Raw genomic sequence first — 7,625 nt, 5'->3', positions numbered from 1 at the left:
GTGGATGGGCTTGAGTCGGGACCGCCACAGGGCTCGTTGACGCTGTAGTCCCAACAGGACATGCCGTGAATGTAGTTTCCTGTCGTGATCTGCTTGCCTTCTTCGGTGTGATACCAGATGCCTCCCGCAAAGCCCGCAATGTTGTTATCGACGACGCTGACACCAGACGCCTGAATATCGATCCCTTCCCATCCGCGGTTGGCGGAGTTCGGGTTGCTAGGATCACCATCGATCGTGCTGTGCTCGATCGTCACATTGTTCGAGAGGATTTCAACACCGATCGAGTTCGGTCCGTGTGTGCCGGTCACATGTACGTTGGTGATTGTGAGCCCGTCGTGGCCCGAAGGGATGTTGAGCGAGACTCCGTCTGCAAGCCTGAGTCCAGTTGTTGCTGTGCCAACATCTCCTGTGACGTTGATCCCGGCGCAGGTGTTAGCCCCTTGCTTGTAGCAGGCCCAGCCAGAGCCCCTCGTCGCCTCGCTGGGCACCTTCGTGAACGTGACACCTGGCAGCGTCCCCGTATTCGAAGCATCAGGAAAGCCGCAGCCATGGGGCTCTGCGACACAACCACTGCCACGGGGTTTCAACTCGACCGCCGCCATGTCCCAGCCACCACTGCCGGTTCCGCGCGCGCCGAGGGTTTCACGCTGGCCCGCGCGCGTCAGTGAGCGGTTGCGTTCAACCCAATAAGTATTTGTCGACGTGTGAAACCGATGCAGCATTTGAGAGCCGGACGTGGCCCGGCGAGGCGACTTGCGATCGCGTGCGACGCCGACGGCATATACATAGCCATGACCGCTGCGTGCGGTGAGACTGACAGACGGCCTACCACTCTGGCCGCCTGAGGATGTATGTGCTCCGACGCCACTGGATCCGCGGATGCCGATGCTCGTCAACGTTCCACGACCGCGACCCCGCCTGACTGCGGTGATCTCACACGAGGATTGCGGGTGTGGTGCGTGCGCAGACCACACCTCTACATCGCCGGAGTGATTGGCATGGTGGACGAGACGGGACCAACGCAGACCACATCCTTTTAGCGCTTTAACGTAACGGCCGGCGCCCGTGCTGGCCACCAGCACAATCAACTGTTCATCCACGGTGGTGCGCACACCGTGCAGCACGATCTTGTGGTGGGCGCCTCGCTGGTTTCGGGTCAAACGCTGCGACACGCTGAATGGCACAAGCGTTGCAGACGAGTGAGCCACGACCGCCCCAGACGCGGGCGCTGACTGATGCGCCGCGACCGCAACGTCTGCTCCTCGACAGGCCGTGAGTCCAAGATAGAGCACGACAAGCGCCGATACCCGCATGTGACCCTCGCCGAGCCTCATCTCACCTCACAAGGGGTCTAGGAATGCCAGCCGTGGCGAGGTTCCAAGGTAACTCAAGTGATTTCGGGACGAATGCCGTACCGAAGGTTCAGCCGTCACCGGCAACGTCGCCTCTGTCGCGGCTTGAATGCCGGCTTCCGGGGTTACCGGGTCAGCGCGGCTTCCTGGCTACGAGCAGGTAGCTCCCGTAGAGCGCCAGCGGAAACCTGCTGCCCAGCACTCCTGATACCTGACCGCTTCCGGTCACGACATCAACGTGGAGCCCTTTCCATTCCAGATACTGCCTCAGCGCCGTCGGGCACCAGACACTGACATGTGCGCCGCCGAGGACCGTGCCACCCGCCCGGCGTCTTAGCAGGACGTAGTGCGGGTTCGGGGTGGTGAGCAGCAGGTGTCCACCGGGTCTGAGTAAGCTTGTGACCCGGGCGATGAGTGGGTCGATTGCTGCGAGCGGCACATGCTCGATCAGCTCCCCCATGAGGAGTGCGTCGTACGGTCCCGCGCTGTCCGGGACGTCTTCCAGCAGGCCGTGGTGCACCGTTCGATACGTACCGAGAGGTACTTGCGTGATGCGCTCCGGTAGCAGCTCTACGCCGTCCAGGACCCAGCCTGGCGCGGCTGCGGCGAACGCTCGTCCGCCGCGCCCGGTGTTGCAGCCCACGTCGAGAGCGCACCCTGTCGTCGTTCGACGGAGGTGGCGCGCGAATTGTCGATAACGGCGCTCTGTGAACGGATCGGTTTCAGAATGCACCTGATTTCGGTTGATCCGCTCGAGCTCGTCTTCCATCGCGTGCCCTTCGTCGCCCACAGGGTGGCCAAGCAATGCCGCGTTCCGCGGCCGGTGCCTCGTGGGTACGGCGTTGCAAAGTGAGTTCTCACCCTTGCGACCCACCGAGAGTACGGTACCGACGGTCTTCAAAAGTGTTCGCGTTCTGGTGTGAGGAGAAATGCCTTCCGACGCGTGGCATGCGACCTGGACCTTCAGGCTGCGAGCACGACTATAGCGGCGGCGACTAATTGGTCGCGGCTTCGTGGTCAGGTGCCTGGGTACCACTCGGAGTGATCTGCGGATTTGCCGGCGTATGGTCCGTCGTCCCAGTAGTTTCCGTACTGGACGTCCCCGGTCCCGACGTTTCCGGTGCCGTCGGCGGCGTAGCGGTAGAAGAGGCCGAACACGCCGCCGTTGGCGCCGTAGGCGGTGCTGATGTCGTTGTTCGTGGTCGTCACATAACTCTGCCCGTAGGAGCCGTAGGCATCCCCCCCACCGTTGTTGATCAGGAAGGCCCCACCTGAGAGCAGGTTATCGTCGATCGTCACGTGGTCGTTGAGTTGGGGCCCGAAGTCAGGGAACAGCGAGATATCTGACGAACATGAGGCGTTCCCCGTGAGGTCACAAAGGACCGTGTTGTGCTGGATCAGCCACGACGACGTGGTGTCAGAGGGGCCTGAAGAATCAGCGATCGGGTTTGAATGGTCGGACGTGGATGGGCTTGAGTCGGGACCGCCACAGGGCTCGTTGACGCTGTAGTCCCAACAGGACATGCCGTGAATGTAGTTGCCAGTGGTGACGTCTGTGCCTTCTTCGGTGTGATACCAGATGCCTCCCGCAAAGCCCGCAATGTTGTTATCGATGAGGCTAACGCTCGAAGCCTGCACATCGATTCCTTCCCACCCTCGCAGTGCGGAGTTCGGGTTGCTCGGGTTACCGGAAATAGTGCTGTGGTCAACGGTGACGTTATTCGACTTGATCTCGACGGCGGTTTCGTTCACGCCGTGCACCCCGGTCACCCACAGGTTGCTTACGGTGATCCCGTCGTGTCCTGGGCCGATAACCGCCTCGGTACCGTCCTCCAGTTTGTACCCGGTAGTGGCGGTGCCCAGATTCCCGGTGATCTCCATGTACCTGCAACTGTCGCCGACTCCGTTCACGGCGCCTGACAGGCAGTAGAAGTTCGATCCGCTGGTCGCGTAGTCCGGGCCGACCATCGTGAACGTGACGCCTGGCAGGGTGCCCGTGTTGGACGCATCGGGAAATCCACAGGCGCTCGGGACCGCTCTGCACCCGGTGGTCGCGGAGGTGCTGGGGGAGGTGCTGGGGGAGGTGCTGGGGGAGGTGCTAGGGGAGGTGCTGGGGGAGGTAGTTGGCGAGGCAGGTGGGGAGGTGCTGGGGGACGGCTTCGCGTGGGTTGCTCGCCTGAGCTGCAGGATCACCGGCTGCGGCAACCTAATCGAGTTTGGCCCTCGGGTGGAGGCGTGATTGCCAGACATGCTGTTGACGGCCGTCCCGACGGCCGGATCGGGGGCAACGGCGGCAATCAGCACCAACCCGCCAGCCGCGAGTGTCGCCGCCCTTCCGATCATCCTGCCGCGCGTGTGGGCCGATTGCCGCATCTGCTGCTCCTCCGTCAACGGACCCGATGCGCTAATTGGCGCAACCGTTCGCAGGAGATATCGGGCTCGCGATGTACCGGTCTGGTGAGCCGAAGGGGTGAGACCCGGGCAAGAGTTGGCACAAAACGGGTCGGCCGTTGAGCCGCTCAGACCTACGTACGTGGTCCGAATTGGGGAGCGAGCGGGCCGACCCTCGGACTAGCGCCAACGGTGATCGAACTCGGCTCCTGCGAGGAAGAGGCGAGTCGCCTACCCGTCAAAACTGGTAGGACCGACGCAGCTGTCGATTGATCAGAGAGTTGGAGGGAGCGCTCACAGACCTACGGTTGTCCGCCCTACCGCTGTCGGTTCTTAACCTCATAACTGCGCCGCCACCGACCGATTGCGCTTCGCCGGCTGGCTATCCAGGCGGTGACGGGAGCACACGCCAAGGCGACCCCGATCACCTTCGGGCGGACCGTCCATGTCCTCGCCGCTGGGTTGAGCAGGCCGGAGTCCCCCCACTTTGCGCGGAACAACAGGTCGGTGCGGACGAAGCTGGTTCGGGAGCCGTATGTCCCTTTCGTGGCGTGGTATACGTCAATCGGCTCCACCCGGACTCGCATCCTCCGCTTTCTCGCTTGCAGGCAGATGTCAGCGTCGTACCCATGCCATCCGTCAAAGCGAGATTCGTCGAAGTCGAGCGCAGCGACTGCTGCCGGGCTCAGCGCGAGAAACAGTCCGTCCAGGACCGTCACGTCTTCCGGTTCGTTAGACGCGACAAGCATCCAGCGCGCGTCCTCCACGGCACCGCGAGTGTCATCCTGTGAATGCCAGGCTAACGATTTCGGACTCACGCAGCCGTATACCCCGACCACTCCGACGTCGGGTTCTGCGAAGGTATTGCGAAGCGTCGCGAGGCAGTCAGGATCGCGAATGTAGACGTCCTCGTGGATGAGGATCAGTCCTTCCAGTCCCTCAAGGGTGCGAGCCTCGGACAGAATCCGGTTGTATCCGACGAATATCGATGGCTGACCTGACAGCGCTATGACCTTGGTGTCAGGCTCGCCGATCAGGTCGATGCCGCGTTGGGCCCACTGGTCGAACTTGTCCTGGCTACCCACACACACACCGATGGCAAACAAGGGAATCCTTCTCGATGCGTGACCGTAGACTTCGCTGCGGACAACAGTGCAGGAGTGACAAGGCCCGTGTCAAAACCGGCGCTGAGCAATTGCGCTGGGTCTTTCGATGCACGCTTCACTCAAGTGTGGGTGGCGGCGGCTGGCTTAACAACAACGGACCTTCACGGACTTCCATTGCCGATTCCACCGTCGAGACCAGGGCGATGTCTTCCAGACTTTCTCCGGCGTCCGCTTCGTCACCGGCTGGGTGGGCGCCTTGGCGCCAGTACATCGTACGAAGGGTCGCCACAACTTTGATCAGCCAGGTGCCGGCCAGGAGGAGATACACGAGTAGCCCCACTGTCGCCCCGATGAGCACTTGGAGGATCTCATTGGCAACGAGTTGGGTCGCGCCGTATCCGAAAGCGGCCGCGAACACCGACGCAATGAGCGGCCGGACCGTAGACTCCGAAACCCAACGCAGGCCTAGAGACATCGACTTACGGACGGTGTAGATGTAAGCAGGCGTTACGACAAGGATGATCACAATGGCGTGTGCGACTCCCGCTCCAACGATCCCCCAGAGCCGAACGCAGATGATCATGGCCGGGGTCAGCGCCGCAAGCCACGCGAGTTGGATGAGCAGCAATCGGCGGGTCATGCCGAGAGCGATCGTCAGATCCGAGAACAAGGTGAGAACTGATCGCGCCGCTCCGAAGATTCCGAGCACTATCAGCGCGGTGTACGCCTCATGCCAGCGCTTGCCGTACACGGTGTCGATCAGGGGAGCAGCGAGTGCTGAAAGCAGAGCGCACACAGGAAATGAGGCAGCCGCAACTGCCGACAGCCCGGCTCGCAGGTGTTTCGTGAGTTCGGTTGGCGAATTCCTGACCCTCGACAATGTGGGCAGGGTCACGCTGACCAGGATCGTGGTGAAGATAGTCACGGGCCAGCCCGAGATGGCAAAAGCGAGGTTGTAGTACCCAAGTTGCTGGGCGCCCATGTTGTGGCCGACGACAATGAAGTCGACGTTGGCGATGCCGACAATCAGAAGTTGCGACCCAGCGAGCGGCAACCCGAATGCGAGGAGCGGCTTGGCGTGAGCCCAGGAAAACCCCGGGAGGTAGCGCTCCGGCGCCATGATGAGCATGAGGACCATGGTCAAAACCTGGGCTCCGACTCGCGAGATCGCGAGGCCCATCACGGGATGACCGAGTTCAATGAGCACGAGCATTACCGCAGTTCCGACCACCAGGTTGCCGACATCGATGATGAACCGCTCGCGCTGCATGAAGTCCCGGTTCATCAGGGAGCCCGGCACAACCGTCAAACCGCCCAGCAAGACGACCAGGGACAGGACACGGATCGGCGCCGCGGCCGACGGCGCGCCGAGAGCGGTGGCGAGCTCTGGCGCGAAGATGAGCATGATCAGCGTCAGTAGAGCGCCGTTGCAGACGGCGATGGTGAATACCGTCGGGGCGAGCTCCTTGGACCTAGTGGGCTCGCGGACCAGGGCGGCGCCTACACCAATGTCGGTGATTGTTACGGCGACCGTGTAGACAGTGAGCGCCACCGTGAAGACGCCAAAATCGTACGGAACGACGAGGTGTGCAACCGCGAGGCTGACCGCAAAAGTGGCAACCCTAAGCACTGCGGCGTTGAGCGCGCTCCACATCGCGCCGTGGGCCACCTGCCGACCGACAAGCTCCGGTCCGTCGTCAATCGGAGGCTCTGGGGGAGAGGTCTCGTCGTCGGCGATTGGTGTCCACCTCCCATGTGTCGCGGCCTGTTTAGTGCCGGTGCGGCTCCTACCCTCGCCGTTGTTGTGGGGTACCGCATTCTCACTCCCGAGAACTCCCGGTCGTGTCATTGCCGCGCAGCACGCCGGTACCGATGGTCGCAGATGAAACGGGCACACGCCCGTGGGCCAAACGGCCCAAATTGCGGGCCTAATCACTCAGTCGGTCGTCATCTGCGCTGCAACAACTTGGGAGAGGCCCGGGGCGGTCGCCCGAGGATTGGGCCGGGGCGGAAGTTCTAGTGAAGCTTCCTGGTCTGAAAACCGCGCCTTACCGCGACAATCGCGGCAGCGGTGATGCCGAGGCCGACCAGGAGCGTAGCGGCTTCAGCCCGCGTGTGACTCCCGGAGAGGTAGATCGGCGTCACGGCCGGCGGTTGGTCCCTGGTAACGATCCGGTCGGCTGGGGGAACATCAACTTGCACGGCCCTGAGTTCTTGCCGAATCTGCGCAATCTTGCCGTTCATCCGGGATCGGACCTCGGCGTCGCTGCTGCCAACTGCCTGGACGTCCAGAAGCGACTGGTCGTAGTTGTTCGCCCACTGACCCCCGTCATTCGGGAGCCGCACCCAGGTGCCGTGGCGCACGCCGAGGCTGTAGAGCGGCACGGTGGGAGAGACTGGCTGTGCTTTCGAGGCGTTTTGGTTGATGATCGAGCTCACCAGGCCTGCTGTTGCGATCAGGTTGCCGGAACCGGTCCCGATAGGCGCGGGATTGGATGAACTCGGGTGCTGGGCGAAGATGACCTTGGTCTCAGCCCAGAAGACGCCTGGTTTGCGGTGTGCATTTGCGGTGAGGCCCACTGTCGCCCCGAAGCCGACCACGGCGATCGCCACGATCAGCAATCGTGGGAGGCGTTCGCGTCTCGCGACCGACACTTCGCCGACATCTACTATCAAGGGTCGCGAGGCCGAACCAGCGGGCACGTTGTTACTCCTTTTGCGCCTACAACCACTTGCCCCTCAGACGTACTCTAGTAGCGAACGGGTGCTACCGGAG

At 62.4% G+C, this 7,625-nt stretch carries 6 protein-coding genes; all 6 read right to left on the bottom strand.

What is annotated here, in order from left to right; genetic code table 11:
- A partial coding sequence (locus tag VML93_RS32295; protein ID WP_325616947.1) for a hypothetical protein occupies positions 1-722 on the bottom strand: 722 nt, incomplete at its 3' end.
- Between the two features lie 763 nt (positions 723-1,485).
- Positions 1,486-2,121 (bottom strand): class I SAM-dependent methyltransferase, encoded by a 636-nt coding sequence (locus VML93_RS32290; RefSeq protein ID WP_325616945.1) that lies wholly within the window; start codon positions 2,119-2,121, stop codon positions 1,486-1,488.
- Positions 2,122-2,369: 248 nt separating this feature from the next.
- On the bottom strand, positions 2,370-3,320 hold the full coding sequence (locus VML93_RS32285; protein ID WP_325616943.1) for a hypothetical protein: 951 nt from the start codon (positions 3,318-3,320) through the stop codon (positions 2,370-2,372).
- 740 nt (positions 3,321-4,060) lie between these two features.
- On the bottom strand, positions 4,061-4,849 hold the full coding sequence (locus tag VML93_RS32280) for a glycosyltransferase (protein ID WP_325616941.1): 789 nt from the start codon (positions 4,847-4,849) through the stop codon (positions 4,061-4,063).
- A gap of 115 nt (positions 4,850-4,964) precedes the next feature.
- Positions 4,965-6,518 carry an oligosaccharide flippase family protein gene (locus VML93_RS32275; protein WP_325616939.1) on the bottom strand — a complete coding sequence of 518 codons (1,554 nt, stop codon included), beginning with the start codon at positions 6,516-6,518 and terminating at the stop codon, positions 4,965-4,967.
- 347 nt (positions 6,519-6,865) lie between these two features.
- Positions 6,866-7,462 carry a hypothetical protein gene (locus VML93_RS32270; protein ID WP_325616936.1) on the bottom strand — a complete coding sequence of 199 codons (597 nt, stop codon included), beginning with the start codon at positions 7,460-7,462 and terminating at the stop codon, positions 6,866-6,868.
- Positions 7,463-7,625 lie beyond the last annotated feature (163 nt).

This window comes from Mycobacterium sp. (assembly GCF_035499775.1).
Taxonomy (GTDB): Bacteria; Actinomycetota; Actinomycetes; order Mycobacteriales; family Mycobacteriaceae; genus Mycobacterium.
The sequence above is the reverse complement of the archived record's forward strand: the minus strand, read 5'-3'. Positions and strand labels throughout refer to the sequence as shown.

Bases quoted from the DNA above. Each gene is read 5' to 3' on its own strand.
- VML93_RS32285 (WP_325616943.1), bottom strand. From the start codon at position 3,320: ATGGTCGGCCCGGACTACGCGACCAGCGGATCGAACTTCTACTGCCTG.
- VML93_RS32290 (WP_325616945.1), bottom strand. From the start codon at position 2,121: ATGGAAGACGAGCTCGAGCGGATCAACCGAAATCAGGTGCATTCTGAA.